The sequence below is a fragment of the Streptomyces sp. ME19-01-6 genome (assembly GCF_033793745.1).
GTDB lineage: Bacteria > Actinomycetota > Actinomycetes > Streptomycetales > Streptomycetaceae > Streptomyces.
The window spans coordinates 220,946-245,188 of sequence record NZ_JARAXF010000008.1 but is presented as its reverse complement, the minus strand read 5'-3'; the positions used below and the strand labels follow the sequence as shown (position 1 = coordinate 245,188).

General features: G+C 70.6%; 23 protein-coding genes and 5 pseudogenes. 16 read left to right on the top strand and 12 right to left on the bottom strand.

Going from position 1 to position 24,243, the window contains the following annotated elements:
* Positions 1-33 precede the first annotated feature (33 nt).
* From PV419_RS21370 to PV419_RS21335, 8 genes are all read left to right on the top strand, one after another.
* Positions 34-858, top strand: a complete 825-nt coding sequence (locus PV419_RS21370; protein WP_319691209.1) for a glutamate racemase — start codon at positions 34-36, stop codon at positions 856-858.
* Positions 859-1,038: 180 nt separating this feature from the next.
* The gene (locus PV419_RS21365; protein WP_319691208.1) at positions 1,039-1,608 is read left to right on the top strand and encodes a hypothetical protein; all 570 of its coding nucleotides are present in this window, start codon (positions 1,039-1,041) and stop codon (positions 1,606-1,608) included.
* A gap of 141 nt (positions 1,609-1,749) precedes the next feature.
* Positions 1,750-2,766 (top strand): methyltransferase, encoded by a 1,017-nt coding sequence (locus tag PV419_RS21360; RefSeq protein WP_319691206.1) that lies wholly within the window; start codon positions 1,750-1,752, stop codon positions 2,764-2,766.
* Between the two features lie 466 nt (positions 2,767-3,232).
* Positions 3,233-4,114 (top strand): TauD/TfdA family dioxygenase, encoded by an 882-nt coding sequence (locus PV419_RS21355; RefSeq protein WP_319691205.1) that lies wholly within the window; start codon positions 3,233-3,235, stop codon positions 4,112-4,114.
* Positions 4,005-4,898, top strand: a complete 894-nt coding sequence (locus tag PV419_RS21350; RefSeq protein ID WP_319691204.1) for a thioesterase II family protein — start codon at positions 4,005-4,007, stop codon at positions 4,896-4,898. The genes PV419_RS21355 and PV419_RS21350 overlap by 110 nt, the downstream gene beginning before the upstream one ends.
* 140 nt (positions 4,899-5,038) lie before the next feature.
* Positions 5,039-6,184: a 4-hydroxyphenylpyruvate dioxygenase gene (hppD, locus tag PV419_RS21345; protein ID WP_319691202.1), complete on the top strand. Its 1,146-nt coding sequence runs from the start codon at positions 5,039-5,041 to the stop codon at positions 6,182-6,184.
* Positions 6,181-7,362, top strand: a complete 1,182-nt coding sequence (locus tag PV419_RS21340) for an alpha-hydroxy acid oxidase (RefSeq protein WP_319691200.1) — start codon at positions 6,181-6,183, stop codon at positions 7,360-7,362. Before hppD ends, PV419_RS21340 begins: the two co-directional genes overlap by 4 nt.
* Positions 7,359-8,735 carry a PLP-dependent aminotransferase family protein gene (locus PV419_RS21335; protein ID WP_319691198.1) on the top strand — a complete coding sequence of 459 codons (1,377 nt, stop codon included), beginning with the start codon at positions 7,359-7,361 and terminating at the stop codon, positions 8,733-8,735. The genes PV419_RS21340 and PV419_RS21335 overlap by 4 nt, the downstream gene beginning before the upstream one ends.
* A gap of 16 nt (positions 8,736-8,751) precedes the next feature.
* On the opposite strand, the gene PV419_RS21330 is transcribed toward PV419_RS21335, so the two are convergent.
* Complete coding sequence (locus tag PV419_RS21330) at positions 8,752-9,798, bottom strand: O-antigen ligase family protein (protein WP_319691197.1); 1,047 nt, start codon at positions 9,796-9,798, stop codon at positions 8,752-8,754.
* A gap of 248 nt (positions 9,799-10,046) precedes the next feature.
* Between PV419_RS21330 and PV419_RS21325 the strand changes: the two genes are divergently transcribed.
* From PV419_RS21325 to PV419_RS21315, 3 genes are all read left to right on the top strand, one after another.
* Complete coding sequence (locus PV419_RS21325) at positions 10,047-10,526, top strand: NUDIX domain-containing protein (protein ID WP_319691196.1); 480 nt, start codon at positions 10,047-10,049, stop codon at positions 10,524-10,526.
* A gap of 55 nt (positions 10,527-10,581) precedes the next feature.
* On the top strand, positions 10,582-11,409 hold the full coding sequence (locus PV419_RS21320) for a 3-hydroxybutyrate dehydrogenase (RefSeq protein WP_319691195.1): 828 nt from the start codon (positions 10,582-10,584) through the stop codon (positions 11,407-11,409).
* Between the two features lie 116 nt (positions 11,410-11,525).
* Positions 11,526-11,657 (top strand): hypothetical protein, encoded by a 132-nt coding sequence (locus PV419_RS21315; RefSeq protein WP_319691193.1) that lies wholly within the window; start codon positions 11,526-11,528, stop codon positions 11,655-11,657.
* Here the strand turns inward: PV419_RS21315 and PV419_RS21310 are convergent, their stop codons facing one another.
* Positions 11,658-11,957 (bottom strand): hypothetical protein, encoded by a 300-nt coding sequence (locus PV419_RS21310; protein ID WP_319691192.1) that lies wholly within the window; start codon positions 11,955-11,957, stop codon positions 11,658-11,660.
* A gap of 2 nt (positions 11,958-11,959) precedes the next feature.
* On the opposite strand from PV419_RS21310, the gene PV419_RS21305 reads away from it, so the two are divergent.
* Entirely contained in the window at positions 11,960-12,295 is a 336-nt protein-coding gene (locus PV419_RS21305) for a LacI family DNA-binding transcriptional regulator (RefSeq protein WP_415925351.1), read from the top strand.
* Here the strand turns inward: PV419_RS21305 and PV419_RS21300 are convergent.
* From PV419_RS21300 to PV419_RS21285, 4 genes and pseudogenes are all read right to left on the bottom strand, one after another.
* On the bottom strand, positions 12,225-13,109 hold the full coding sequence (locus tag PV419_RS21300; protein ID WP_415925350.1) for a glycoside hydrolase family 5 protein: 885 nt from the start codon (positions 13,107-13,109) through the stop codon (positions 12,225-12,227). The two genes, PV419_RS21305 and PV419_RS21300, sit on opposite strands and share 71 nt — an antisense overlap.
* 98 nt (positions 13,110-13,207) lie before the next feature.
* Positions 13,208-14,029, bottom strand: a pseudogene (locus PV419_RS21295) (family 43 glycosylhydrolase); the annotation flags it as partial.
* 74 nt (positions 14,030-14,103) lie between these two features.
* Positions 14,104-14,329 (bottom strand): annotated as a pseudogene (locus PV419_RS21290) (IS5/IS1182 family transposase); the annotation flags it as partial.
* A gap of 93 nt (positions 14,330-14,422) precedes the next feature.
* A complete protein-coding gene (locus tag PV419_RS21285) occupies positions 14,423-14,578 on the bottom strand; it encodes a hypothetical protein (RefSeq protein ID WP_319691189.1) in 156 nt (51 codons plus the stop codon).
* A 104-nt stretch (positions 14,579-14,682) separates the two neighbouring features.
* Here PV419_RS21285 and PV419_RS21280 point away from each other — a divergent pair, with 104 nt between their 5' ends.
* Together PV419_RS21280 and PV419_RS21275 are read left to right on the top strand one after the other, a co-directional pair.
* Positions 14,683-15,498, top strand: a complete 816-nt coding sequence (locus PV419_RS21280; RefSeq protein WP_319691187.1) for a phytanoyl-CoA dioxygenase family protein — start codon at positions 14,683-14,685, stop codon at positions 15,496-15,498.
* Positions 15,495-15,833, top strand: a complete 339-nt coding sequence (locus PV419_RS21275; RefSeq protein WP_319691185.1) for a hypothetical protein — start codon at positions 15,495-15,497, stop codon at positions 15,831-15,833. Before PV419_RS21280 ends, PV419_RS21275 begins: the two co-directional genes overlap by 4 nt.
* Before the next feature lie 182 nt (positions 15,834-16,015).
* Here PV419_RS21275 and ribA read toward each other — a convergent pair.
* Positions 16,016-16,409 (bottom strand): annotated as a pseudogene (ribA, locus tag PV419_RS21270) (GTP cyclohydrolase II RibA); the annotation flags it as partial.
* A 50-nt stretch (positions 16,410-16,459) separates the two neighbouring features.
* Here ribA and PV419_RS21265 point away from each other — a divergent pair.
* Positions 16,460-16,576 (top strand): annotated as a pseudogene (locus tag PV419_RS21265) (helix-turn-helix domain-containing protein); the annotation flags it as partial.
* Between the two features lie 285 nt (positions 16,577-16,861).
* On the opposite strand, the pseudogene PV419_RS21260 reads toward PV419_RS21265, so the two are convergent.
* The 5 genes and pseudogenes from PV419_RS21260 to dhaK form a co-directional block, all read right to left on the bottom strand.
* Positions 16,862-17,005: pseudogene (locus tag PV419_RS21260) on the bottom strand (maleylacetate reductase); the annotation flags it as partial.
* 34 nt (positions 17,006-17,039) lie between these two features.
* Positions 17,040-19,610, bottom strand: coding sequence for a polysaccharide lyase family 8 super-sandwich domain-containing protein (locus PV419_RS21255; protein WP_319691183.1), 2,571 nt, complete (start codon positions 19,608-19,610; stop codon positions 17,040-17,042).
* A 122-nt stretch (positions 19,611-19,732) separates the two neighbouring features.
* Positions 19,733-20,167: a PTS fructose transporter subunit IIA gene (locus PV419_RS21250; RefSeq protein ID WP_319691181.1), complete on the bottom strand. Its 435-nt coding sequence runs from the start codon at positions 20,165-20,167 to the stop codon at positions 19,733-19,735.
* Between the two features lie 33 nt (positions 20,168-20,200).
* Positions 20,201-20,848, bottom strand: a complete 648-nt coding sequence (gene dhaL, locus PV419_RS21245; RefSeq protein ID WP_415925349.1) for a dihydroxyacetone kinase subunit DhaL — start codon at positions 20,846-20,848, stop codon at positions 20,201-20,203.
* Positions 20,849-20,914: 66 nt separating this feature from the next.
* Positions 20,915-21,907, bottom strand: coding sequence for a dihydroxyacetone kinase subunit DhaK (gene dhaK, locus PV419_RS21240; RefSeq protein ID WP_319691180.1), 993 nt, complete (start codon positions 21,905-21,907; stop codon positions 20,915-20,917).
* 141 nt (positions 21,908-22,048) lie between these two features.
* Between dhaK and PV419_RS21235 the strand changes: the two genes are divergently transcribed.
* A complete protein-coding gene (locus PV419_RS21235; RefSeq protein WP_319691179.1) occupies positions 22,049-24,148 on the top strand; it encodes a pyridoxamine 5'-phosphate oxidase family protein in 2,100 nt (699 codons plus the stop codon).
* Positions 24,149-24,243: the final 95 nt, after the last annotated feature.

Sequence of the window (24,243 nt, the reverse complement as noted above, 5' to 3'; positions counted from 1 at the left end):
GGGCGCACCGGGGCGATCCATTAAAGTAACCGGGTGAAGATCGCGCTCATGGACTCCGGAATCGGCCTGCTCCCGGCAGCGGCCGCGGTGCACCGGCTCCGGCCGGACGCCGATCTCGTTCTCTCCTCGGATCCCGACAGCATGCCCTGGGGCCCCCGCACCCCCGAAGACGTCACCCAGCGCGCGCTGGCCTGCGTCCGCGCCGCCGCCGCGCACCGCCCCGACGCGCTGATCGTCGCCTGCAACACCGCCTCCGTGCACGCGCTGCCCGCGCTGCGGGCCGAGATGGAGCCGGCGCTGCCGATCATCGGGACCGTGCCCGCGATCAAGCCCGCGGCGGCGGGCGGCGGACCCGTCGCGATCTGGGCCACACCCGCCACCACGGGCAGCCCGTACCAGCGTCGGCTCATCCGCGACTTCGCGGACGGGGTCACCGCGACGGAGGTGGCCTGCCCGGGGCTCGCCGAGGCCGTACAGCGGGCCGACTCGGCGGCGATCGACGCCGCGGTGGCCGACGCCGCGGCCCGCACTCCGCGCGACATCCGGGCCCTCGTCCTGGGCTGCACCCACTACGAGCTGGTCGCCGACCGCATCCGGGCCGCCGTCCAGCCCGCCGACGCCCCGCCGATCGCCCTGCACGGATCCGCCGGGGCCGTCGCCGCCCAGGCCCTGCGCCGGATCGGCGCCGCGCCCACCCCTTCGGGCGTGGGGGCCCAGGCGGCCTCGTCGGCCCTCTCCGGCCTTTCCGGGGGGCGGCTCACCGTGATCCTCAGCGGCCGCGAGGCCGCGATGCCCGAGGTCGCCCTGGCCTACGCCGAGGGCCGTCTGCTGGCGGCCGAGCCCCTGGCCCGGGGCTGACACCCCCTGGCCCGGGGCTGACACCCCCTGGCCCGGGGCTGACACCCCCTGGCCCGGGGCCGAGCGCCCGGCGGGCGGGGCGGGGAAATTCCGCGGTTCTCGTGGCCTTGCCGGGAAACCTCCCATGGTCCTTACCACAGTCCTCTGCCGGGGTAGCCGAACATGAGTACCCTGCCAGCTATGAGGCACCACGGCGAGGACGACGAGCGCGATGAGCGGGCCGCGGCCGGGCGGTCCCCTGAAGTGTGGACCGGGCGTGCGCACAACCGCGCCCAGTGGTTGCTGGCCGCCGGGGGCGCCGCTTGCGTGGCGCTCGGCATCGACCTGGCCGTCGCCTCTCCCTGGACCTCGGGCCTGGCCCCCCTCCTCATGTCCGTGATCGGCTGCCTCGCGGCCGGACTGCTGATGCTCTTCGGCACCCTGGCCTTCGTCCATGTGGCCGTACGGGTCGACGAGGAGGTCCTGGAGGTGCGCTGCGGCCACATGGGGCTGCCCCGCCGCCGGATCCCGCTCAACGATGTGGTCCGCGCGGACTTCGCACCTCAGGTCACCCCGTGCCAGTGGGGCGGCTGGGGCTACCGCTGGCGTCCGGAGAAGGGCACCGCGGTGATCGTGCGCCGTGGCGAGGGCCTGGTGGTCCGGCTCGGCGACGGCCGGATCTTCACCGTCACGGTGGACAACGCCGAGGCCGCGGTGCGCGTGATCCGCGACCGCCTGCGCGGCATCTCGGCCGGGGCCTCGCAGGCCTAGACGCTGTCCGAGGCCACCGTCTATACATGATCCCGAATAACGGCCTGGAAGGCATGCCCTTCCGGGCCGTTCTCCCGTGCGGCCCCGCTTCGTTCAAACGAAGGAAGTCGATATGAGAAGCGATATGAGAGAGGTCGGCAGATGAGCGCACTCACACCGGAAGCACTGCTCGCGGACTACCTGGCCCTGGCGGACGACAGCTGCGTCGCCGTGCTGCCGCACGTGCTGCGCATCACGGCCGAGCTCGGTATCGCCGACGTCATAGCGACCGACACCGTGACCGTCGAGGACATAGCCACCGCCACGGATGCGGACACCGAGTCCCTTCACCGCCTGCTGCGTGCCCTGGTGTCGGTGGGCCTGCTCATCGAGGACCCGTCCCGCTCCTTCCGGCTGACCGGGAGCGGACACCGCCTTCGCGCGGATACCCCGAACAGCGTCCGCGAATCCGTGCTGAACACCGACTCCCAACGAGCCTGGCTCCGCGGTATCGACACCATCCGCAGCGGGCGCTCGGTCTTCGACAGCGTCCACGGCGGGGATTTCTTCGCACACAAGAATTCCGACGGCGACGCCGATCGAGCTTTTCTGCGCCGTATGCGGGAGCGGACCGGACGGCTGTACGGACAGTTCTCCTCGACGCCCGACTGGCAGCAGTCGGACATCGTCATGGACATCGGGGGCGGCGACGGCTTCATGCTGGAGCGCATCCTGCGCGAAGCCGGCCACGTCAAGGGAATTCTCTTCGACCGGCCGCCGGTCGTCGACATGGTCAGGGACGCCGAGCATATCCGCGCACTGGGAGAACGCTGCAGACTCGAAAAGGGCGACTTCTTCGAATCGCTGCCTTCAGGGGCCGACACCCATATGCTGTGCAGTGTGCTGCACGACTGGACGGACACCCAGGTGGTCACCATTCTGCGCAACAGCAGGAAGGCGTTGCGGGACGGCGGGCGGCTCATGATCGTGGAGATGTTGGTGCCGGAGGGAAAGGAATGGCACCCCAGCCGATGGAGTGATATCGGAATGATGGTGCTCACCGGCGGTCGTGAACGAACGGCAGCGGAATTCGAGGCATTGCTGAGCGATTCCGGATTCGCTCTTTCGAAGGTGACTCCAATTTCCGACTCCTACTTCTCGGTTCTGGAAGCGAGGTAGGTTCTTCCGGGTGGGGATCCTGCGCTTTCTCGGCGCGATCCGATGTGCCTGGCGGAGTGGTTGTGTCCGGTGGCGCGGTGCATGGGCACCGCGCCTGACCCGTCCGGTGTGTGCTTGATTTACCCCTCAGCCTGCTCTGAACGCAGGGCCCTTGGGTAAGACACCCCTTTTCATCTGCTTGGTGCCGATGTCGAGGACCCTGGTTGACCCGGTGCACTCGCCCGCTCACCCCGCGTTCCGCGGGCGTGCAGTTGATGGCGCGTCACCCGCCGAACTTGTGCAGGAGACTCGCCTCCGCGGGAGCCGATAGGCCAGTAGGGTCAGTCACCGCACAACTCAGGTCATGCCAGGCCTGCTTGGGATTGGTTGACGTCCCTGATGGGGGCGACAGCCACGTTTGAGAGGATCCGGACGGTTGATAGCCCCGAGTTGGCAGCCTCGTGAACTGACCCCGGACAGCGGGAGTGTGTCAGCGAACCCGGCCGGGCTGGTGGACCTGTTAAAGCTGGTCGATCTGGCCGATTTGCTGGTGAAGGAGAAGGCCCTCGTCTTCCGTGGATTCGCCATCACCCCTGAGTCATACGAGGAGGTGGCCACCGCCGTCCTGCCCCGCCGCCTGGCGTACATCCACGGGAACTCCCCGCGTACCAAAGTCGGACAGAACGTCTACACATCAACCGAGTACCCGCCCGAGTTCACCATCTCCATGCACAATGAGATGTCCTACGCGCATACTTGGCCGTCACGCCTGCTGTTCTTCTGCGAGCAGGCCCCGACCAGCGGCGGCGCCACTCCCGTGGTCGACGGACAACTCTGGCTGGAGTCCATAGATCCCGGGATTCGAGATGCGTTCGCGGGAGGAGTCCGGTACATTCAGAATCTCCATGACGGTTACGGGCTCGGTAAGAGCTGGCAGGCCACGTTCGAGACCGACAACCCCGCCGAGGTCGAGACGTTCTTGGACACCGCCGGAGCCGACTGGAAATGGAAGGGCGACGGCACTCTGTGGATCAGTCAGCTGCGCCCGGCCACGGTACGGCACCCCGTCACCGGCGCCGAGGTGTGGTTCAACCAGGCTGATCAGTTCCACGTCGCAGGCCTGGGCGACGACGCCCGGGAGTTGGCTGAGTTGTTGTCCGAAGACGAGATGCCGCAGTCCGTCACCTTCGCCGATGGCAGCCCCATTCCCGCCGAGTACATCACGCACATCCAGGAGACCGGGCTTCGTCTGGCCGTCGATGTGGATTGGCAGGCCGGCAGTCTGCTCCTCATCGACAACATGCTTGTGGGACACGGGCGACGGCCGTTCGCCGGTCCACGTCGGGTGTTGGTCGCGATGTCGGACTGACAGCGTTTACATCGAAAACGGGGACGAATTGCTCAGCACGGAGTTCAATTCAACAGATCGCTGGATCCGCCGGAACAGAACTTCAAGCAAGTTGCGTATGCGCTTGGTCTGCTTCCCTCACGCCGGTGGCTCCGCCAATTACTTCTATTCATGGTCAGATTTTTTGCCGGACGATGTCGAGTTGCTCTCCGTCCAGTACCCGGGCCGCCACGAACGCCTCGCCGAAGCCTGCGTCGAAAAAATGGACGAACTCGTCGCCGGGATCACCAATGCTCTGTCGCGTTTCCTCGATCGCCCCGTCGTTCTTTTCGGACACAGTATGGGGGCCTCGGTGGCCTTCGAAGTCTCTCGTCAACTGGAGAGAACCTTCGGGATTACCCCGACGATGCTGTACGTCTCGGGACAGGAAGCTCCCCACACTCCGCTGAGACGGGATCCGGTCAGCGGCGATGACGAAGCCCTGCTCTCCGAAATCCGCAGGATGAACGGCGGCAACGCGGAGGCGCTCGACAACCCGGACCTCAGGGACTTGGCGCTACCTGCGATACGCGCCGACTTCCGCCTGCTCGAGGCGTACCGCCCACAGCCGGTCAGGTCGATCTCGGCACCCATCACCTCGTATGTCGGGGACATGGACGCCGACGTGGACTTCGACAACGCGCGGGCATGGGCGCAGGCAACGCGAGGGACTTTCCGCTTCCAGACCTTCCCTGGCGGGCACTTCTACCTATCGGATTGCAAACCCGGGTTCGTCTCCGATCTCGTCCGCAGAGCAGAACAGTAGTCTGCCTCAGCAGGCCCACTCGTAACTTCCGTCAATCCTCGCCCTGGCGGCGACTGCTTCCTGCTCGATTACCAAGATGCGGTGGCTGTCGCGTCAAAGAACTCCAAGGAATCCTCAAGGAATCAAGGAGCGCATTTCGCATGACTGACGGCGCCACCCCCACCACGTCCGCCACCTCCACCACCCACTCTGCCGCGGTCGTCGTGGACGACTCCGGCCTGACCGGCCTGACCTTGGACCACATTGAGTTCTTTGTGGCCGATCTCGAGGCGACAGTGAGTGACCTCTCCGCCGGTTACGGACTGGAGGTGCTCGTACCGCCGACCCGTGGCAGCCGTGGGGGAGACCACCGGTCCGCGTTGCTGGGACAAAACCGTATTCGACTGCTGGTGACCGAGGCCATCTCCCATGACCATCCCGCGCGGGCCTATGTGGAGCGGCACGGCGACGGCGTCGCCGACATCGCTCTGCGCGTCACGGACGTCCGAACCACGCTCGCCGAGCTGTTGGCCAAGGGGGCCGTGGAGGTGGCGCCGCCTCGGGAAGAGGACGGGTGTGTGACCGCGGCGGTGGCCGGCTTCGGGGATGTGATCCACACGCTGGTCGAGCGGCGCCCCGGAGGGTCGGCCGACCGCCTTCCCGGGCTGCCCGAGCCACACCCGCTGACGACGGAGGACGCGGTCGGGCTGCTGAACGTCGACCACTTCGCGGTGTGCCTCCCGCTGGGTGAGCTGTCTCCGGTCACGAGCTTCTACACCGACGTCTTCGATATGCCGGTTGTCTTCAAAGAGCGCATCGAGGTGGGTCCGATGGGGATGGACTCGGCTGTGGTGCAGAGCCGTTCGGGAGAAGTGACCTTCACGCTGATCGAGCCGATGTCGGGAGCGCGCGCGGGGCAGATCGAGAGCTTCCTCGCCGATCACGGCGGGGCCGGCGTCCAGCATGTCGCGTTCGCTACGGATGACATCGCGCACAGCGTCGGCACGATGGGCGGCCGTGGTGTGCCCTTCTTGAGCACTCCCGCGACGTATTACGATCTGCTCACCGCTCGGCTGACGCCGCTGCGCCACTCAGTGGAGCAGCTACGGGAGTTGAGTGTGCTGGTGGACGAGGACCACGACGGTCAGCTCTTTCAGATATTCACCCGTTCCGTACATCCCCGGGGGACGTTCTTCTTCGAGGTCATCGAACGTATGCGGGCTCGCACGTTCGGCAGCAACAACATCCGGGCGCTCTACGAGGCGATCGAGCTGCAGCGCGCGGCGGCGAAGGAGGAAGGGGAGTGACCACGCTCCCCGCCGACCAGGGATCAGACGACCGTGCCGGCGCGGAGTCGACTGATCCCGTCATGGCCGCCCTTTCCGTGGCCGACTTCGCGGATCTCGCGCGTACGGTGCTCAGCGCCGAGCTCTGGGACTGGCTCGACGGCGGCGCGGAGCGGGAACGGACACTGGCCGGCAACCGCCGCGCGTTCGACGGTGTCGCGGTGGTGCCCCGTGTGCTCGCCGATGTTTCGTCCTGCGACCCTGCGTGTTCCCTGGCGGGCAGCCCGGCCGCGCTGCCCTTGGCCGTGGCGCCCATCGCGTATCAGCGCCTGTTCCATCCCGAGGGGGAGCTCGCGGTCGCCCGGGCGGCGGCGGACACCGGGGTGCCCTATACGGTGTCCACGCTCAGCAGCGTCCCTATGGAGGAGATCGCGGCCACCGGCGCCACCACCTGGTTCCAGCTCTATTGGCTGCGGGACAGGGGCGTCGTCCTCGATCTGGTCCAGCGGGCCGAGGCGATCGGGAGCGAGGCGCTGGTCCTGACCGTGGACGTGCCGGTCATGGGTCGGCGGCTGCGCGATATGAGGCACGGTTTCGCGCTGCCACCGACGATCCGGGCGGCCAACCTGGACGGTGGAGCCATGAGCAGCGCGCATGAACGCGTCGAGCGTGGTTCGGCCGTCGCGGCACACACCGCGTCGGCCTTCGCGCCATCGTTCACCTGGCATGACATCGAGTGGCTGCGGGAGCGCACCGGTCTGCCTGTGGTGGTCAAGGGGCTGTCGCATCCGGCCGACGCCCTGCGCGCGGCCGAGCTCGGGGCGGCTGCGGTGGTGGTGTCCAACCATGGAGGGCGGCAGCTGGACGGGGCCGCGCCCACCGCCATGGCGCTTCCCGGTGTCGTGGAGGCGGTCAGGGGCGCGTTCGGGGAGAGCTGCCAGGTGCTGGTGGACAGCGGGATCCGGAGTGGGGCCGACGTGTTGAGCGCGCTGGCCCTGGGCGCCTCGGGTGTGCTGCTGGGCCGTCCCGCTCTGTGGGGGCTCGCGGCCGGCGGCGAGGCGGGGTGCGCGCGTGTCCTGTCGCTGCTGGGGGAGGAGTTCCGGCATGCCATGGCCCTGGCGGGGTGCCCCGACCTGGCCGCCGTGGCCCGACTGCGGACGACGACCATGCCATGCCACTGTGGGGGTGACCACCAATGACCGATTCCGGTGCCCGTGCCACCGATACCCGTGCCACGGATGTTCACGACGTGCGGCTGTCGCAGCTGCACGGCTCGCTCGCGGACCCCGCGATGGCCTCGATGAACTTCCTCAACGAGGTAGCCATCCGGTTTCCGAACGCCATTTCGTTCGCGGCCGGGCGCCCGAGCGAGGAGTTCCTGGACTTCGCCGAAGTCCACCGCTACGTGGACGTCTTCTGCGACCATCTGCGCCGCGAGCGGGGCATGACCGAGACCGAGGCGAAGCGGACGGTCCTCCAGTACGGCCGGACCAAGGGCATCATCCATGAGCTGGTGGCCAGACATCTGGAAGTCGACGAGGGCATCTCGGTCTCCAGCGATTCCCTGGTCATCACGGTGGGTTGCCAGGAGGCGATGTTCCTGGTGCTGCGGGCGCTGCGCACCGGCCCGCAGGACATCGTCCTCGCCATCTCTCCCACGTACGTCGGGTTGACGGGCGCGGCGCGCCTCGTCGATCTCCCCGTCCGCCCGGTCCGAGGGGGCGACCGGGGGATCGACTTCGACGACCTCGGCGCTCAGATCGCCGAGGCCCGCGCTTCCGGCCTGCGGCCACGGGCTCTGTACATCGTGCCGGACGTGGCCAACCCGACCGGTATCAGCGTGGATCTCGAGGCGCGGCGGGAGCTGCTGCGGGTGGCCGAGGCGGAGGACCTGCTCCTGCTGGAGGACAACGCGTACGGTGTGTTCGCCGGAGCGGACAGGCTGCCGTCGTTGAAGGCGCTGGACACCGGGCGCAGGGTCGTCCGGCTCGGCTCGTTCGCCAAGACGGTCCTGCCGGGGGCCCGGGTGGGCTACGCGGTCGCCGATCAGCGTGTGGTGGACGAGAACGGTGGCACCTCGCTTCTCGCCGACCACCTCTCGACCATCAAGAGCATGCTCACGGTGAACACCTCGCCCTGGGCCCAGGCCGTGGTCGGCGGGGCGCTGGTGGAGCACGGCTACAGCCTGCCGGCCGCGAATCGCCGGGAGATCGATGTATACCAGCGCAATCTCCGGCTGATCCTCGAAGGGTTGGCTCGCCGCTTCCCGAAGGACACGGCGCGAGGGCCCCAGGCCCGGGGGCCCGAGGCGCGGCAGCCCGAGGTCAGCTGGAACACCCCCGCCGGCGGCTTCTTCCTCACCCTGACCGTCCCGTTTCGGGCGGATGACGAGCTGCTTGAGTACTCCGCCAAGGAGCACGGCGTGCTGTGGACCCCCATGTCCCACTTCTACGGCGGTGACGGCGGACACGAGCAGATCCGTCTCTCCTTGAGCCAGCTGACCCCGGAGACCATCGAGGTCGGGCTGGACCGGTTGGCGTCCTTGGTGCGGGAGCGCGCGCGGAGGCGGTGAACGGAGCGGCGCACGCTCAGTGTGCCGCCGGGACCGGACCCAGAGCCGTGGCCTCGCCCGCGAGTGGCCCCGGGTCCGCCTCCGGCAGCCGCGCCGTGGCCAGCCCAGCGATCAGGCCGGCCCCTGCGGTCACCTCCGGGAAGCTGAGCGCGTTGCCGAGGGCCGACTCGACGGCCAGTGCGGTCAGGGCGGCGGCCGCCGTCAAAACGGCCGGTGTGCGGCGGGGCGAGCGCCACAGCGCGTACAGCAGCCAGCCGAAGGCCGCGGCCAGCAGGGCAAGGCCCGGCAGCCCCTGGCCGGCGGCCTGCTGCAGCGGGGCCGAGTACGGCGTGTCGTCCACGGCGGCCGACCGCTGGGCGGTGGGGCTCAGTTCGCCGAACCGGTCGGGCCCTGCTCCGCGCAGCGGCGCGTGTTCGGCGATCTGGACGGCGTCGTGCCACAGCCGTACCCGGTGCTCGCCCAGCCGGTCGTGCAGGGGCGCCGAGAGCGCGCCGGGGAGGGCGTTCTCGGCCATGGCCCAGCAGCCGCCGACGGCTACCGCCGCGACCAGGGCCAGCCCGGCCAGCCCCGGCAGGCGGCGGCGGGTCCGGGCGACGGTGAGCGAACACAGCAACACCAAAGCCCCGGCCGCGCCGCCCACCGTCGAGCCGGCGATCAGGGCCATGGCCGGAATCGCCACGGCCAGCAGGCGCAGGGCCAGCCGGAGCACGGCCGACCGGGCGGCCCAGGCCGCGCCGCAAGCCGCCCCGACGGCGAGTGTGAACTGCGCCGCATGGGCGCCGCCGTGGCCGCTCACCCCGTCCGGGACGGTGCAGGCCAGGCCGAGGCCCGCGAACGCGGCGGCCGTGGCGGAGGCGACCGGCAGCAGCGATCCGGCGATCCGGCCGCACGCGTAACCGGCGGCGACGGCCAGCACGGCGAGCAGGACGCCTTCGGGGCGGGCGGTGCGGCCCACGGCGCAGATCAGGGCCCAGGCGGCGCAGCAGCCGAGGACCGCGGCGCCCACGAGGTCGGGCGCGCTGTTGTGTTCCCGTACGACAGGCCGTGCCGCTGAAGACGCCATCCCGTTCGACCCCCCGAGTCGTGACGGGCACCGCGTGCCGGGCCGGCCGTCGGCGGGGGCCGGGAGGCCCGCCGGAGGCGACCAAAGGCCGCATGCGGGCCAGGACGGATACCGTAGCGACTGTGACCGGATATGTGTATATGTTGCGCAGAAACGATGCGGCAGATGTGTGTCGACTGTGCGGAAGGCATCCGGTTGTGACGTGAATGGCCTCCGGTGCCGCTCGCCCGGACCGATAGCCTCAGTGCATGCCTACTCCCGACTTCATCCGCGAGCTGCGGGCCACCGCCGGTCACCAACTGCTGTTCCTGCCGGGTGCCAGCGCCGTCGTCCTCGACGAAGAGAACAGAGTGCTGCTCGGGCGCCGAGCCGACAACGGCCGCTGGGCGCTCCCCTCCGGCATCCCCGACCCCGGCGAGCAGCCCGCCGAGACGGTGGTGCGCGAGGTGTACGAGGAGACGGCGGTGCGCTGTGTCCCCGAGCGCATCGTGCTCGTCCACACCGCGGAGCCGGTGACCTATCCCAACAAGGACGTATGCCAGTTCGTCGACATCTGTTTCCGCTGCCGCGCGGTGGGCGGTGAGGCGCGGGTGAACGACGAGGAGTCCCTGGAGGTGGGCTGGTTCGCGCTCGACGCGCTGCCGGAGTTGGACGAGTACGCGCTGATCCGGATCAAGCGGGCCCTGGAGGACGGCCCGACGTGGTTCGATCCCAGCGTTCCGGAGTGAAGTACGTGCCGGGCACACATGGGTCGGGCCCCGGCCGCCGCCTGGCCTGCCCCTCATGAGCGCGTCCACCACACCGGGCCCCGCCGCCGGGGCCGCCCCCGGCCTCGGCGGCCGTACCGCACTCGTCACCGGGGCCGCCGGCGGCATCGGCCGGGCCTGCGCCCTCCGGCTGGCCGCCGCCGGGGCCACGGTCCTGGCGGTCGACCGAGACGAAGAGGGGCTGGCGGGGCTCGCGGGGCTCGCCGCCCTGGCGGCCCGGGCCGAGCGGGCGCCCGGGCTGCCGGGGAGCGTGCGGACGCGGACGCTCGACCTGACCGACGTCGACGCGGCCGAGCGGGCCGCCGCGGGCGTCGACATCCTGGTCAACAACGCCGGGCTGCAACTCGTGCGGCCCATCGAGGACTTTCCGCCCGAGGTCTTCTCCCGGATGCTCACGGTGATGCTGGAGGCCCCCTTCCGGCTGATGCGGGGCGCGCTGCCGCATATGTACGCCCAGGGCTGGGGGCGCATCGTCAACATCTCCTCCGTCCACGGGCTGCGCGCCTCGGCCTACAAGTCGGCGTACGTGGCCGCCAAGCACGGGCTGGAAGGGCTCTCCAAGGTCGCGGCCCTGGAGGGCGCCGCCCACGGGGTCACCTCCAACTGTGTCAACCCCGGCTATGTCCGCACCCCGCTCGTGGAGCGGCAGATCGCCGACCAGGCCGCCGCGCACGGCATCCCCCCGGAGCGGGTCGTCTCCGAGATCATGCTGGCCGACTCCGCGGTCAAGAGGCTCGTCGAGCCCGAGGAGGTCGCCGAGGCCGTCGCCTACCTCTGTGGCCCGCACGCCTCCTTCATCACCGGCGCCTCGCTCGCCATGGACGGCGGATGGACCGCTCACTGAGCGGCCGGCTGCCCGGGCGTACGGCGGCCCGACCGGCACGGCGGGCGCCTGAGCGGGCGTCGGGGCCGCGCCCGGGCACTGGCGGGGCCGAGCCCGGCGGGAGTACCCCTGTGACCATGTCCGATGATCAGCCGGAGACCCCGTACCTGGAACTGCTCGCGCGCGGCGCGCACGACTCGACGCCCTCGAAGCGCACCACCGCGGGCGTTGCCGCCCAGGACGGCGGCAGATCGAAGGTGCGCCGGTAGTCACCGGTCGGGTTCTCGTCCGGCACGTACGGGGGCCAGCGGGATGGGGTTCGGGACGTTCAGGTACACGGGCTTGCCATAGCCGCGCAACTGCCACTGGGAGGGGACGGCCAGCCGGTCCCAGCCCCTGTCGTGGAAACCGGGAGCCTCGAAGCCGTCGGTCTCGTCAAGCCCGGTGACCGAGAACCGGAAAGCCCAGTCGCCGTTCAGATCGATCCGCGGGACGTTGGTCGCCAGTGCGGCGCGAGGGGCCTCCTTGCCGTAGCCGGGCGAGAACTCCTCTGCCGGACAACCAATCACAAGTGCCTTCGACGGGCGAGACGGAAGAACGGAAGAGCAGCGGCGAGGGGCCGGCGGCGGTCACCATCGCGTACATCGCCGAGTCCGCCGGTGTCTCCGTCCCCACGGTGTCAAAGGTGCTCAACGGCAGGCCCGGGGTGTCGGACGAGACCCGGAGCCGTGTCGAGGAGCTGATCCACCGGTACGGATACCGCAAGCCGCCGAAGAACCGCAGCAACCTCGTGGAGCTGGTGTTTCGCGAGCTGGAGAGCATGTGGGCCGTGGAGATCATCCGTGGTGTCGAGCGGGCGGCGCGCCGGAACAAGGTCGGTGTGCTGGTGTCGGAGCTGAACGGGTAGTAGCCGTAGTAGTGCACGGTGGCCGCGAGGTTGGGGTCGTTGAGCGCCTTGATCTCGGTGTACAGCGCGTCCGTGAACACCTGGTCGGACGCGCAGTGCACGGTGGGCAGGAAGAGCAGACGGGTCGCGTTGTTGCCGCCGGACTGGCGCACCACGCTGCGGAACGCGGTGTTGAGTTCGCTGTTGTACTGAATGGCCTGGGCGTCGGTGGTGTTGTCGAACTGCGGCTCTCGTTGTTGCTCTCGAAGAGCAGGGACTGCGGGTAGTTCTTGAAGGCGGCGGCGATCTGGGTCCAGGTGGCCTTGAAGCGGGCCAGCACGCCGTCATGGTTGGTGGCGATGGTGTTGATCCACTGCCACGAGTCGTGGTGGACGTTGATCACCACGTACAGGCCGTCGGCCTGCGCCCAGTCGACCACCTGCTTGACGCGGCTCATCCATGTCGCGTCGATCGTGTAGGGAGCCGAGGAGGACTGGTGACCGCTCCAGGTGACGGGGATGCGGACACTGCGGTAGCCCTGGGCCCTGACCGTGTCGAACAGGGCCTTGGCGGCCTTCGGGTTGCCCCAGGACGTCTCGTCGGGGATGGCGTCGAGGGTGTTGCCCAGGTTCCAGCTGGGCTGCATCGCCGCCACCGTGTCCGCCGGCCCCGCGGCGAGCTGCGGGAGCCGTATCGGGAGCGGGCCCTTGTGGGCGGGGGCGGCGAAGGCCGCGGTGCTGGTCACCCCGATCATGGTGACCAACGCCAGCAGCAGGCCGAGCAGGCGGCCGGGGCCGCGGCTGCGGCGACCGGTGAGGTGGTGCGTTCTCTTCATCTTTGACCCTTCTCTGTCGGCCGGGCAGGGGGTCCGCCCGTGGGGGGAGGTGCGTTCAGATGGTCGAGGGAGGGCGCCTGACGGCGAGCGGCGCCTGGTCAGGAGCCCTGTGAGGTGTAGTCGAACCAGTCGAAGTGGACCGTGCCGGCCGCGGCGTACATGCCGATGACCCGTCCGGTGAAGCCGCCGGCCACCTCGGTCGACAGGTAGCGGCCGTCCAGGGAGCCGAGTCCGGCGAAGGTGCCGTCCGGTTCCTCGACGCCGAAGGTGAGAGTGTCGGGCCGGGTGCGGGGGCCCTGGCCCGGGGCGGGGGAGACGCGGACGCCCAGCATCACGGGGCCGGTGGGCGTCGGCCGGGAGGCCAGGACCGTGCGCAGGGTCCCGACGCGGGCGAGCACCCGTACCTGTCCCTCGGACGCCTCGATCTCGTAGTGGTGCTCCTCGTCCAGGCGGACGGCGAGACCGCCGCGTCCCTGTTCCGCGTCGACCCGGGTGCGCGCCTCGCATGCCAGGTGCTGCTGGCGGCGGCCGACGAACACGGCGTCCGGCTCGTCCAGGGAGCCGCCGCGGGCACGCAGGGTCAGCCAGCCGGAGCGTTCCTTGGTGGTGCAGTGCTCCGGGGAGCGGCCACGCGGGGAGACCCACTGCGGCCGCAGTTCGCTGAGGTCGAAGTCGTCCCGCACGGGCTCGACCGGACCGGGGACCAACGGCCAGGCGGGCGTGGACAGTTCGGACGGGACCTCGCCGACCACAGGCCAGCCGTCCACCCACTCCACCGGCACCAGGAAGGTCTCCCGGCCCAGCACATGCCAGCCCGGGGTGCCGCCGCGCGGCCGGACGGCCAGCAGCACCATCCACCACGAGCCGTCGGGCGCCTGGACCAGGTCCGCGTGCCCGGTGTTCTGGATCGGCCGGTCGGTCGGCGTGAGGTCGCGGCCCGGCGGGCGTCTGAGGGGTGTTGCCATCCAGGGGCCGGCTCCTCTGTCCGGTTGGCCTCGCGCAGGGCGCGCAGCAGCTCGGGGGCGCGGGCGGCGAGGAGGTCGACGACGGCTGTCGTGTAGGCGTGGGTGTCGTGCCGGCGCAGGTACACCAGGCCTGACCAGGGCACGCTGGTGCGGTGGGAGCTTGCAGCGGCGGTCACCCTCGCGGGTGACGATGAGCATCGTGACCCACTCGACCAGGGCGTGAGGCAGGTCGGGTGCGGCAGAATACGGAACCAACGCGGCTCCTGTGCCTGAGGGTTGAGACTTCGAATACCTCCCCCAACGGCACGGGAGCCTCGTGCGGTTGCGGGCACCGGTCCCGTCACCCGATCAGTGGCCATACTGAAAAAGCTCACTGTCACCTTGAGCGAGAAAACACTGCCCTGTCCGGAACAGCAACAGCTCGCGTTCGGGCCCGGTGTCCTGGATCAGCGGCATGCTCAGCGGCTTGCCTGCCGAGACCGTGAGGGCGAGAACCGTGCGCATGGCCACATCTACTCCTTCGGCGTCGGGACTCATGGTGAGATTCGACCACTGAAGGGTGAACGCGGCCCACCCGGTGAGCGACGGCCGCACCTAACGTGACGGTCATGGAAAACAGTCAGGAGCTGCTCAGCTCGGTCCAGATGGCGCGCTTCGTGGCGCGTGGGTCGCTGCGCCTGGACGCGGTGGTCCCGGCGGAGATGAACGCCGAGGGCCTGGCGGTGCTGGCGGACGGGGTTCCGCCGGTGCCGTACGGGACACCGGTGTCCAAGGCGTACGCGGAGAATTCCTTCGCCCGCAGACTACTGGAGCTTCCGCAGGTGTCAGGGGCCCTGCACAGCCTGGTGGGTCCGCAGCCGACGGTGGACCATCACGCCGTGCACATCCGCGAGCCCCACGGCGGCGAGGCGCAGCCGCTGCACGGGGACGCCATCATCGACGTCCGGCCGGACGCCTTCGACGTACAACTGATGTACTACCCGCAGGCGGTGACGCTGGAGATGGGCGGCACCCTGAGCGTGCCGGGAAGCCATCTGCGCCGCATCAACGAGTCCGACACCGGCCGCTACCAGAACCTGCGCGGCCAGGACCGGCTGGTCTGCCCGGCCGGCACGGTGGTGTTTCTGCACCACGGGCTCTGGCATGGTGGCAGGCGCAACGACAGCGACAGAGTCCGCTACATGTTCAAGATCCGCTTCAACCCGACGGTTCGTCAACGGCTCCTGTGGGACACCTCGGATCTGGACGACCCGCAGGTGGCCCGGGAACTGGACGCGACGTTCCCCTGGTACGAATGGGCGACGGGCCGCCTGGAGCGCTACAACCGGATCCTGCTGTGGCGGGAACTGACCGGCGACGACGACTTCGACATCGACTACTGGGTGACCCGGGTCTCCAACCGCCCGCAGGGGGCAGCGATATGACGACCGAATCGACCCACCTCGCCCCCGCACCGGGCACGGCCCCCGCCGCGGTGCGGCGGCAGCAGGTGCTGGTGCTGTACCTGGGTACCTCCGCCCTCGACTCCAACGTCGTCGGTTGGTCGTTGTATGACGGCACCGGCCTCACCTCACCGACCACGGGCGACAGCGACGAACGGCCCTACGAGTCCGGGCTGGCGGCGCTGCACGATGGCTGGCGACTCATCCAGGCCGCCCAGCTGATCCCGCCTCATCCGGGCCACGAGTACGACGTCTCCTTCCTCAAGCACGAGTTCTTCTTCGAACGGATCTGTGATGTGCGGACGGACCGCCCGTAGGCCCTCCGGGCACCGCACCACCGCCAAAGCCTCCGGGACCTCGTCGGGCCCAAGGGGGATTTACGGTAGGAAGACGCAGATCAGGGGCACATGTGGCGGGACACCATAGTTCGGGGCCCGGCTACTTGCCCGGCGGAAGTCCGGGGGCGGCGCTGGGTTGATCGTTCCGCGGGTCAGCCGGCCAGGCCGAGGGCCAGGTTGGCCTCGTAGGTGTCCAGGCCCTGGTCCTGCGGGGCATAGGCACCGAGCTTGTTGTAGAGGCCGATGCCGCGGACTTCCTGACGCAGGAAGAACAGGACTCCTTCGGCGGTGGCGATTGCCTCCGTGGCCTCGCGCAGCTGGGGCCCGCAGTCGCACGTGCGGAGCCGAAGACGTCACCGGTGAGGCACTCGGAGTGCAGACGCACCAGCGGGGTGGCCGCGGACGGGTCTCCCGGGGCCAGGGCGACGTGCTCGGCGCCGTCGGCCAGGCCGTTGCATGTGATCACCTCGGCGGTTACGTGGTGCCGTCGGAGAAGCGCAGCGGGATATGGACCCGGGCGCTCGCCGACGGCCTCGGCGAAGCGAGCCGCCGCATGGTCGCCGGACCCGGTTTGACCTGCGAGGAAGAGATCCGATGAGGGCCAGGTGAGGACACCGAACAGCGAGTCGGTTCTCGCGCGGGCCGTACGGATTTTCGAGGCGTTCGCGCCGGAGGAGCCGGCGCTGACCGTCTCGGAGATCTCCCGGCGCACGGGGCTGCGCGTGGCGACCGCGTCGCGGCTGGTGGCCGAGCTGGTCTCGTACGGGTTCCTGCCCCGGGACGCTGACCACCGGGTGCGTATCGGGGTGCGCCTGTGGGAGCTGGCGACCCGTGCCGCGCCCTCCCTGCCGCTGCGGGACGCGGCCGTGCCGTTCACCTCCGGCCACGTCGGATTCGGCATGGGCATCCACCAGTGCAGGTGTCAGCATGCCGCCCGTCTGACGGCACACCCCACCGCCACCCCAACAACACCCTGCGCTCGTGGGCGTCCCTGCCCGTGCGCGTCCAACGGGCGCGTCGACTCCCGTGGTCTTGTGTGCTCCGTCCGTCAGCCCCCGGACGCTGGTCGCCTCCGAGCCCGCGTACGTCGTCGGTACGGCCACGATGGGGATCCCCGTGGTCAGGGCGACCGCCTTGGCCAGGCCGGTCGTCCTCGAATCGCAACCTGGCCTGCCGCGGCTGGTGTCAGCGCAGTGTCGCCGTGAAGCTCCGCCCGTAGGCGTGGCGGGTGGCGACACGGATCCGGGTGCCGCCGGGGACGCGGTCGACCCGCACGCCCTCGTCCGCCGGGCCGGCCCGCAGGGCGCGGCCCCGGATGACGACCGAGACCGTGTCGCGCTCGGTCGTCGGGTCGGCCACCGCCATCGAGACGGTGCCGTCGCGCCCCTCACGGAGGATCACCGACGCCGGGCCGTCGATCGACAGGTGTCCGGCGTGGTGGTCGCCGGGGGCGAAGACGTTGACGGCGACCAGGCCGAGGCCCTTGTGCCGCACCGCCTGGACGCGCGCGGTGTTGGCCAGGACGGACACCGGCCCGCGGGCGTACGCCATCAGCTGGCGCTCGGACGCGTTGGGGACGAGGGCGTAGGCCATCGAAGCGGGCGGCGCGCCGGCCGGCTGCTCGACGGATACGGAGAAGACCTGTTTGGTCACCATGGTGTCGGGGTTGGACAGGCGCACGGCACGGCGGCTGCGGGAGACCGTCTCGAGTGCCACGGTGGGCCGCCGCCCGTTCAGGAACACATATCCGACCGCGGTGCCCTGGTCCGCGTCGGCGTAGCGCAGCCAGGCCAGCGGGGCGGTACCGGTGCCGGACCAGGGGGTGCCGTCGCGCAGCCGCCCGGTGAGGGTGAGGGCGTCCGACGCCCGGGCGACGCGGCTGACGCGGCTGACGCGGCTGTCAAGGGTTGTTGTCACCGCGCGCCCCGCCGGGTCGCCCACCCCCGCGGCGAGGACGACGATCTCGTCGTCGAGCATGAACCACGACTTGGTGGCGCGGGCGTTGCGGTAGGCGACGAAGTCGTCGGGCAGGGTGCCGGCCTGCTGGGCGGCGTACGCGACGTCGTCGGCCTGGACGAGCCCGGCCGCGCCGTACGCGCCGAGACAGGCGCCGCCGGAGAGTCCGCCCGCGCCGCGGGGGAAGTACACGTAGGTGTTCTGCGACTCGGAGGAGGAGGTGAAGCCGCGCTCCGGGCTGTCGTACCACAGGCCGCCGTAGAGCTCGGGGATCGTGCGGCGGGTCTCCACGGGGGCGGTGACGCCGGCCAGACGGTAGGGCGAGACGGTGGTGAAGTAGTCGACGCCGAAGGCCTGGGTCTGGTCCTGGCCGGAGAGATAGAGGTAGTGGGCGCCGTCGCCCTGGAACCAGGGCAAGAGGTTCTCGCCGTTCATGTACTCGTACTTGCTGATCCTCGGTGAGCTCCGGGCCAGGGCGAAGGCATAGCCGGGGCGCCGGTGGACCGTCTTGTCCATCGCGTTGAACGCGACATTCCGCTCGGCCGGGTTGAGGTCCTTCGCCGGGATTTTGGCGTCGGCGAGGATGTCGGTGTAGCGGGCGACGGTGACGGGGGAGAGGAAACGCGCCGGGTCGAGGGCGGCCCGGGAGGTCTGCCGGACGTACTTGACATAGCTCTTGAGAGCGGTGGCGTCGGCCCCGGCCGCGTAGCCGGAGAGATCGACGACGGCCTCGACGACCTCCGCGACATCGGTGTATCCCGTGGTGGTCCGGGACACCCCGCGGCCCTTGACGATCTCCATCATCCAGCCCTCGAAGATCAGCGGGGCGAAGCCGCGCACCACCCAGTCCCGCACCGTCCCGACGAGGTCCACGCCCTGGGCGTAGCCGGTGCCTTCGAGGATCTTGACGGCCTGGACCATGCGGGTGAGCAGGCCCTTGCCGTAGGAGCCGGTGTAGGCGACCGAGGCGTGCTGGATGAAGGAACCGTCGGCGTAGAAGCCGTCGGTGACGTTGTGTCTGAGGTGGTACGGATCGATGGTGGCGAGGACGGTCAGCTGGTCGGCGACAGCCTTGGTGACGCGGGCGTCGTCGACGAGCACGGCGCCCTGGAGGATCCGGTTGGTGGTGATGTCGGCGAGGTTGGCGCCGGTGTGGAAGCGGGAGTCGAGGTCGACGTCGCCGGCCTTGCCGTTGCGGAGGTAGGCGTCCATCGAGGCGACGCAGGTGGCGGTCAGATCGGGGCGGTACGCGGCGAGCTCGTCCCTCAGGAGGACGAGGGTCCGGGTCAGATGGGAGGAGATGCCGATCTCCCAGTTGAACCAGTTGCCGTAGTAGCCCTTCGACTGGTCGCCGTAGTAGTCGTCGTGGAGCCGGACCAGGCCGTCGATGACCCGCCGCTGGACGGCCGGGTCGCCGCCCGGGGCCGCGCCGCCGGGGGCGCGGGTGGCGAGGGCGATCTCGTACAGGTACTGGAAGGACGCCGTCAGGTTGGTGTCACTGCTCCCGAGCGGGAGGCCGCGGAACAGCTCGCCCGGCCCGGCGCCGTCCAGGGCGGTCAGCCGGGTGCCGGCGGTGGAGGCGATGGAGGCGAGCTTGGCGGCGACCTCAGGCCGGGCGTTGGAGCCGGCGGTGCCGGCGAGGACGGCGACGGTGTTGTCGATCAGCGTGGCGTGGTCCGCGGCGGCATCGGTGGGTGTCGTGTCCCGGGGCGCCTGGGACCAGGCGCGCTGCGGCGGCGCCACTGCCGACAGGGTCGCCGCCGGGACGATCGACAACAGGGCACGACGTGAGATCCGCACGGGACGCTCCAGGGGTTGGCCGGAAGGCGCTCGGCGCATTCAACCAACCGTGACCTTCCCTGTCACCGGTCCGGACGATGATTACATGTTCATGCCCGGGGATTGTCACGGCCCGTCCCGGATCAGACCTTGCGGTAGTCGTACGCCTCCTCGGCCGCCCGCGCGACCGCGTCCACGTCTGCCCCCGCCGAGGCGGCGACGACCGCCGCCACCGCGCCCTCCACCAGCGGCGCGTCCACCAGCCGGGAGCCCGGGGGCAGCTCGTCGCCCTCGGCCAGCAGCGCCTTCACGGTCAGCACGGCGCTGCCCAGGTCGACGAGGACCGCCACGCCCGCGCCCTGGTCGACCGCGTGAGCCGCCTCGGCGACCAGCTCCGGGCTGGTGCCGAGCCCGCCGTCCGAGGTGCCGCCGGCGGCGGTGACCGGTGCGGTGCTGCCGCCGCCGGCCAGTCCGGTGGCCAGCTGCGCCACCGACTGGGCGACCGCGGCGCTGTGCGACACCAGCACCACACCGACCCGCTTCTCCGTGTCCGCGCCGCTCAGCACGTCATCGCTCATGAGGCCCCTCCCTCCCGCTCAGTCCTGGCGCGCTCACACCGCCACCTCCGCGAGGGCCGCGAACAGCAGTGCCGACGATGTGGCGCCGGGGTCCTGATGGCCGATGCTGCGCTCACCCAGATAGCTGGCCCGGCCCTTGCGCGCGAGCAGGGGCACGGTGGCCAGCGCACCCTTGTCCGCGGCCTCGCTCGCCGCCGCGAGGGACCCGCCCTCCGCGGCCAGCGCGTCCACCGCGGGGACGAGCGCGTCCAGCATCGTCTTGTCGCCGGGCGCGGAGCCGCCGAGCTGGGCCACCGCGTCCACGCCGGTCCGCAGCGCGTCGGCCAGCTGCCGGACGGTGATCTGCTCCGCGTCGCCGAGCGCCTTGCCCGCCCGCCGCAGCAGCGTCCCGTAGAGCGGGCCCGAGGCGCCGCCCACCTTGGAGATCAGCTGACGCCCCGCCAGGATCAGCACGGCCCCCGGTGGACCCGGTGGCTCCTTCTCCAGGGCTTCGGTCACGGCCGCGAAACCGCGCTGCATATTGCTGCCGTGGTCGGCGTCGCCGATCGCCGAGTCCAGCTCGGTCAGTCTGGCGGCCTCGCGGCTTATGGCCGCGGCCGCCGCGGTGAGCCAGCGGTGGAAGAAGGCGGTGTCGAGCACCGGTTCGCCGGTGGTTTCCCTGCTGGACACGGAGTTGGACACAGGCGCCTCCTCAGTCAATGGCCAAACGACGACAGCGTACGTATCGGCGGACGGGGCCGGTCCCGGTCAGCAGCCCCAGCGCAGCCCGGCGGCCCGTACCGGCGCGTCCCACAGTCGCAGCAGTTCGTCGTCGATCCGGCACAGGGTCACCGAAGCGCCCGCCATGTCGAGCGAGGTGACGTAGTTGCCGACGAGCGTACGTGCCACCGCAACCTGGCGCTCGCCGAGCACCCGGTGTACCTCGGCGGCGAAGCCGTACAGCTCCAGCAGCGGCGTCGCCCCCATGCCGTTGACGAGGACGAGGACCGGGTTGTCGGGCCGCAGGTCCGCCAGCACCGCGTTCACCGCGAAGTCGGCGATCTCGTGGGAGGTCATCATGGCCCGCCGCTCGCGCCCGGGCTCGCCGTGGATGCCGACTCCCAACTCCAGCTCCCCGGCCGGGAGGTCGAAGGTCGGGCCGCCCTTGGCGGGGGTGGTGCACGCGCTGAGGGCGACGCCGAAGCTCCGCGACGACTCGTTGACCTGCCGGGCGAGCGCCGCGACCCGGTCCAGCGGCGCGCCCTCCTCGGCCGCCGCGCCGGCGATCTTCTCCACGAACAGCGTCGCCCCGGTGCCCCGCCGCCCGGCCGTGTAGAGGCTGTCGGTCACCGCCACGTCATCGTTGACCAGGACCTTGGCGATCTGCACGCCCTCGTCCTCGGCGAGCTCGGCCGCCATGTCGAAGTTGAGGACGTCGCCGGTGTAGTTCTTGACGATGAACAGGACTCCCTTGCCGCTGTCCACGGCGGCCGCGGCCCGCACCATCTGATCGGGCACGGGGGAGGTGAAGACCTCGCCGGGACACGCCGCGTCCAGCATCCCGGGCCCGACGAACCCCCCGTGCAGCGGCTCGTGCCCCGATCCGCCGCCGGAGACCAGCCCCACCTTGCCGGCGACCGGGGCGTCCCGCCGGACGACCACCCGGTTCTCGACGTCCACCGTCAACTCGGGATGCGCGGCGGCCATTCCGCGCAGAGCGTCGGCGACCACGGTTTCGGCAACGTTGATCAGCATCTTCATATGCGTGTCCGTTCTCCGCCGGGTGGAGCTGTGCGCGGGATGAAAATCCTACGGATCTCCGGCGCTCATGGCACCCCTTGGGTGCTGAGCCGAACGGATCAATAAGGAGAAAAGGGTACAAAACCATCATATGGTTCGCGCATGGAGAATACTGTCGCCCCGGCGGCCGCCACCCCGCGCCCGCGCCCGCAACCCTTCGAGCCGGCGCGCCATCGCCGCCCCGCGCCCTGGCTCGCGCTGGTGGCCTCCGGTTACGCCCTCGTCCAGCTCCTCGTGGTCATCCCGCACACCGCGCACGCGCTGGGCTGGGACGAGTCCGTGTACGTCTCCCAGGTCGACCCGCGCAACCCGGCCGCGTACTTCAGCGCCCCGCGCTCCCGCGGCATCAGCATGCTGGTCGCCCCGGTCGTCGCCGTGACCTCCTCCATTCCGGTGCTGCGGGTACTCCTCGCGGTGCTGTCCGCCGCCGCCCTGTATGCCGCCTTCCGGGTGTGGCGGCGGATGCTCGACCACGGCACGGTCGCCCTGGCCGCACTCCTGTTCGCCGGGCTGTGGATCACCCAGATCAGCGGACCCGCGGTGATGCCGAACCTGTGGGTGGCGCTCGGCGCGGTGGCCGCCGTCGGCTGGTTTCTGCGCGCCCCCGCCGAGCGGAACGCGCGCTGGTGGCTGGCCGCCGTCATCGCGGGCGTCACCCTCGTACGGACTCCCGACGGGGGCTGGCTGGCCCTGCCGCTGCTGGTCGCGGCCGTGGCCATCAGGGCCTGGCGGCCGGCCCTGCCCGCGCTGCTCGGCGGGCTCGCGCTGGGCGCGGCGCAGTGGGTGGGCGAGGCGTACGCCCGCTTCGACGGCATCCTGGAGCGGCTGAGCGTCTCCAGCGACGTCGAGGGCGGCATGGGGTTGCACTTCAACGTCGGTGCGGCGCTGCGCAGCCTGAACGGGCCGCAGCTGTGCCGTCCGTGCGAGGTCCCACTGCGCCACCCGGAGCTGACCGTGTGGTGGCTGGCGCTGCCGCTGCTGACCGCCGCCGCGATCGTCATCGCCGTACGGGACCGCCGCGACCGCCGGGAGCGCGTGGCCCGCCCGGGCGCCCCGCACCACGGCCACCCGCTCGCGCTGACCGTCCTGCCGATCGTCTGCGCCGCCTCGCTCGCCGTCCCGTATCTGCTGCTGATCGGCTACTTCGCGCCGCGCTTCCTGATGCCCTCCTACGCCCTGCTGGCGTTCCCCGTGGCCGTGCTGGTGCTCCGCGCCGTCCAGGCCGCGCGCTCTCCGCAGCCCGTGGCGGTCGCGCTCGGTGTGATCGTCACCCTCCAACTGGCCTCGCAGCACGTGGTGCTCGGCCGCTCGGCGGCCCAGTCGGAGAAGGTCAACGAGAGCTACCGGACGGCCGCGGCCGGGCTGCACCGGCTGGGACTGCGGTCGCCGTGCCTGGTCGCCGGCGACCACGCCCTGCCCGTCGCGTACCACGCGGGCTGCGCCTCCGCCCAGACCAGCGGGAACAACCGGTCCACCACGCCCTCGGCGCTGGTGCTGCGGTCCGCCCGGGAACCCACCGCCGTGCTCACCCAGCGCTCCCGGCCGCGTCCCCCGGCCTATGCGCAGACCTGGGTGGCGTATCGGCTGCCCGGGACGGACTGGATCGCCCATCTGCCCCCGGATCAGGCGCGCGAGCTCCAATCCCGACAGAAGGTGTCCGGTCATCCCGGGAGCATGGGTTCTATGGCGACTGCGACGACGACCAGTTGGGCCGGGTTCGAGGCGGCGGAGCCCGCGTTCTCCGCCGTGGTGCGGGAGCGGTTCCAGCGCTACCGGCACCATGTGCTGGCCACCCTGCGCCAGGACGGCAGCCCGCGCGTGACCGGCCTCGAAGTGGACTTCCGCTTCGGCGAGATGTGGCTCGGCATGATGCCGGACTCGCGCAAGGCCCTGGACCTGCGCCGCGACGCGCGCTTCGCGATCCACGCCAACCCGGGTCCTGACACCGGGATGGACGGCGGCGACGCACGGGTCGGCGGGCGCGCCGTGGAGGTGACCGACCCGGAGATGCTCGCCCGCTTCGCCGCGGAGGTGCATCCGCCGGAGCCGTTCCACCTCTTCCGCGTCGAGGTGACCGAGGTGGTGCGCACCGCCGTGGAGGGCCGCGACCTGGTGCTGCAGACCTGGCGTCCGGGCGAGCCGGTGCGGACGACCCGGCGGGGCTCGGACGACACTGCACAGGGCGGGGAGGGCGGGAGCTGAGGCCCGTGTTTCCGGGTCTGTTCACGAACCTGTTCACGGAAGGAGTGAGAAAAAGCTACGCACGCATGTGAAGTAGGCCAAGTTGTAACACGACA

What these genes read in the sequence shown, in the direction of transcription:
- PV419_RS21365 (WP_319691208.1), top strand. Translation starts at nt 1,039, where the DNA reads ATGAGGCACCACGGCGAGGACGACGAGCGCGATGAGCGGGCCGCGGCC.
- PV419_RS21360 (WP_319691206.1), top strand. Translation starts at nt 1,750, where the DNA reads ATGAGCGCACTCACACCGGAAGCACTGCTCGCGGACTACCTGGCCCTG.
- PV419_RS21350 (WP_319691204.1), top strand. Translation starts at nt 4,005, where the DNA reads ATGTGGATTGGCAGGCCGGCAGTCTGCTCCTCATCGACAACATGCTTG.
- hppD (WP_319691202.1), top strand. Translation starts at nt 5,039, where the DNA reads ATGACTGACGGCGCCACCCCCACCACGTCCGCCACCTCCACCACCCAC.
- PV419_RS21335 (WP_319691198.1), top strand. Translation starts at nt 7,359, where the DNA reads ATGACCGATTCCGGTGCCCGTGCCACCGATACCCGTGCCACGGATGTT.
- PV419_RS21330 (WP_319691197.1), bottom strand. Translation starts at nt 9,798, where the DNA reads ATGGCGTCTTCAGCGGCACGGCCTGTCGTACGGGAACACAACAGCGCG.
- PV419_RS21325 (WP_319691196.1), top strand. Translation starts at nt 10,047, where the DNA reads ATGCCTACTCCCGACTTCATCCGCGAGCTGCGGGCCACCGCCGGTCAC.
- PV419_RS21320 (WP_319691195.1), top strand. Translation starts at nt 10,582, where the DNA reads ATGAGCGCGTCCACCACACCGGGCCCCGCCGCCGGGGCCGCCCCCGGC.
- PV419_RS21315 (WP_319691193.1), top strand. Translation starts at nt 11,526, where the DNA reads ATGTCCGATGATCAGCCGGAGACCCCGTACCTGGAACTGCTCGCGCGC.
- PV419_RS21300 (WP_415925350.1), bottom strand. Translation starts at nt 13,109, where the DNA reads ATGAAGAGAACGCACCACCTCACCGGTCGCCGCAGCCGCGGCCCCGGC.
- PV419_RS21285 (WP_319691189.1), bottom strand. Translation starts at nt 14,578, where the DNA reads ATGCGCACGGTTCTCGCCCTCACGGTCTCGGCAGGCAAGCCGCTGAGC.
- PV419_RS21280 (WP_319691187.1), top strand. Translation starts at nt 14,683, where the DNA reads ATGGAAAACAGTCAGGAGCTGCTCAGCTCGGTCCAGATGGCGCGCTTC.
- PV419_RS21275 (WP_319691185.1), top strand. Translation starts at nt 15,495, where the DNA reads ATGACGACCGAATCGACCCACCTCGCCCCCGCACCGGGCACGGCCCCC.
- PV419_RS21250 (WP_319691181.1), bottom strand. Translation starts at nt 20,167, where the DNA reads ATGAGCGATGACGTGCTGAGCGGCGCGGACACGGAGAAGCGGGTCGGT.
- dhaK (WP_319691180.1), bottom strand. Translation starts at nt 21,907, where the DNA reads ATGAAGATGCTGATCAACGTTGCCGAAACCGTGGTCGCCGACGCTCTG.
- PV419_RS21235 (WP_319691179.1), top strand. Translation starts at nt 22,049, where the DNA reads ATGGAGAATACTGTCGCCCCGGCGGCCGCCACCCCGCGCCCGCGCCCG.